Below are 2,817 nucleotides of genomic sequence, written 5' to 3' on the forward strand. Positions count from 1 at the left end.
GTCTGGCGGCGGCGCTGCGCGGCATGGATCGCGCGGGTCTGCTCGCGGCTTTCATCGACCGAGAGCACCAGGCAGCGGTTCATCAGCTCCTCGTCGATGTCGATCGCCGTCGTCGTCAGGAACAGCATCACCGGTCCCTCCACCCGGTACTCCTGCGTCACGAGGTTTCCGGTCGCGGCATCCTTGCCCGTGCTGGCGATCGTCACCTCGCCCTCCGACTGCAGCAGCTTGAGCGCATAGCTGGCCGTCGACGCCCCCTCCTCCTCGGCAATGGCAAGGATACGATGCTTGAGATTGGTCTCGCCCATGTAGAACAGGCTCTGCCCGGTCATGGCGCTGTAGCGCACCTGTGCCCCTGACGGCATCAGACCCAGCACCGCGTCCATCAGCGACGATTTCCCCGCCGCGCTCGACGACTGGATGATCAGCGCCAAGGGGCGGTCCAGGAGCCGCGAGACGCAGGCCAGATACCCGGTCAGCGCATTGGTTTCTTCACCCACCACGCCGCACGCCGCAAAGTCCGCCGCGATGCGCTCGATCAGGTCCGGCGCGGTCAAGAGCGCCATCGCCTCGGCGTGCTCGGCCTGGCTCATGCCAGGGCGCTCGTCGTGCTTCAGCGCGCCCGCCAGCTCGGCGTCCTGCAACGCCTCGATCTTCAGCAGCACCCGCCCCAGATCGTGCCTGAGGGTATCCTCACTCTCGCCAAGCTCGATGCCGGCCGCTTTGGCGAAGGCCGCGCGCGCCTTGGCAGCATAGAGGTCCAGCGTATCGACGTGGAAGCGCCCGTCCGTGCTGGTATCGCCATCTTCGGCATTGCGGCTGACCAGCAGATTGACCTTGAGGCTTTCCGGACCCTGCGGCTTCTTCCACCCGCGCACACGGTAGCGCCGGTCTTCCAGCACCATGACCAGCTCGTGCTCGCTCTGCACCTCCACCGGGTCCGGGACGGGCACTGGCGGCATTGCCGCGGCCATTGGCTCAGGCAGAGCTGCGGGAGGCTCCGAGGGCGGTTCTGGCGGCACGGGTTGAGCAGCTGAGGAAGGATGGGACGCAGGCTCCGGGAGAACCTCGCCGACCCCGCGCATGACGGCCCCCATGGCAGCCAGCGCCAGCGGGTCCGCCGCGCTGGTGATCGCGGGTGCCTTGCCATTGCCCAGCCACTGCGCCTTGCGGATCAGCACGCCCAGCGATTTGGCGGCAGGCGTCACCTTCGCCGCATAGGCATTGGCATCCAGCCCCTTGGGGAACACGATGCGGAACGCCGCGATCCCCGCCTCCATCAGCCGCTCGGCCACCGCACCCGCGCCCTTGTCGCCCGCCTCGTCGCGGTCGAACGCGATCAGCACCCGCTCCACCCCGTAGCGCGCGAACGCGGCCAGATGATCGTCGGTAAACCCGCCCGCGCCATAAGCAGCCGTCACATTGCGATACCCCGCCGACCAGAACGTCATCGCATCGATCAGCGATTCCGCCAGGATCACCTCGCCTTTCGCGCCCGCCACCCCTTCCACGTTCCACACGCCTGCGTGCGGCCCCGGCAGATACAGATGCAGCGGCGTGCCGGGCCTCAGGTCACTGCGGATCTTGCGGCCATAGATCTCCGCGATCCGCCCCGCCTCGTCCGCCACCGGCACCACCAGGCTGCCGGTAAAATGCTCGTGGCCACTGGCGCGGTATATCCCGAGACGCTCCAACCGCCCGCGTATGTCCGCACCCGCCTTGCGGGTCTTCTCCGGCAGCCGCAGCCCCAGCGTGCGGTTCGCAAAGCCAAGCCGGAACCGCTCGACCAGTTCGCCCGCAAGGCCCCGCGATTGCAGATAGGCCAGCGCCTCGGGCGAGGCCTTCAGCGTCTCGTGGTAGTAATCCACCACCTGGGCCAGCAACGCTGCATCGTCAGCATCAAGCTTCACCGGGGACGGCAACCGGCGGCCTGAGGCGCGGGGTTTGGCAGTCTCCGGACCGGGAGCGACCGGCGCGCCGTCCCGCAGCCACTCCACCGCGTGCCGGAAGCTCATCCCCTCGCGCTTCATCACCCAGTCGATCGGACCGCCACCTGCCTCGCAGCCGAAGCACCGGAACAGGTTCTTGCTCACGCTCACCGACAGCGACGGCGTCCCATCCTCGTGGAACGGGCAGCACCCCATGAGCTCGTCTTTCCCCTTCCGCACCAGCTTCACGCCCGACGATTCCACAAGCCGCACAAGGCTCACCTCAGCCTTCAGACGCTCGATCTCGGCATCGGGGATGCGGGCCATAACCGGGGGTGCTCCAAAACCCTGTCAAGAGGGTTTCTTGTAAAATAACTCGCTTTTCTATTATTCGGATTTCGAGTAGAGTCAACCGTCTCACAAAAAACATGAGGTATAGCCATGGCCACAACCCAACCGACGATTCCCGGGATCATCGCCACCATGGCCATCAAGCACGAAGCTTTCTTCAAGGAGATGGGCGCGCGCATCGCCCAGGCCCGCAAGGAACGCGGCCTCACCCAGCAGGCACTCGCCAATGCCCTCGGCGTCTCCCAGCAGACCCTCGCCCATTACGAGGTCGGGCGCGTCGGCGTCGCGGCCGCCATGCTGCCAAGGCTCGCCCAACTCCTCGATCTCTCCTTCGACGAGATCCTCACCGGCCAGCCCACCATCCGCATCCCCGGCAAGCGGGGCCCAGCCTCACGCCTCGAACAGCAGCTCGACGCCGTCACACGCCTGCCCAAGGCCAAGCAGAAGATGGTCGCCGAACTGATCGACTCCGTCATCGTCAAAGCCCAGATGGAGGCGCACCACGCCCCAGGCTGACAGGCCCACAAGAACACCGGGA

2 protein-coding genes are annotated in these 2,817 nt (G+C 66.6%); one reads left to right on the forward strand and one right to left on the reverse strand.

From position 1 onward, the window contains the following. A partial coding sequence (locus tag IP83_RS18250; protein WP_054123666.1) for a DNA primase occupies window positions 1-2,255 on the reverse strand: 2,255 nt, incomplete at its 3' end. 114 nt (window positions 2,256-2,369) lie between these two features. Here IP83_RS18250 and IP83_RS18255 point away from each other — a divergent pair. Continuing rightward, window positions 2,370-2,795, forward strand: a complete 426-nt coding sequence (locus IP83_RS18255; RefSeq protein WP_054123667.1) for a helix-turn-helix domain-containing protein — start codon at window positions 2,370-2,372, stop codon at window positions 2,793-2,795. Window positions 2,796-2,817: the final 22 nt, after the last annotated feature.

Origin of the sequence: Novosphingobium sp. AAP93 (assembly GCF_001296055.1) — a bacterium.
Classification (GTDB): domain Bacteria; phylum Pseudomonadota; class Alphaproteobacteria; order Sphingomonadales; family Sphingomonadaceae; genus Novosphingobium.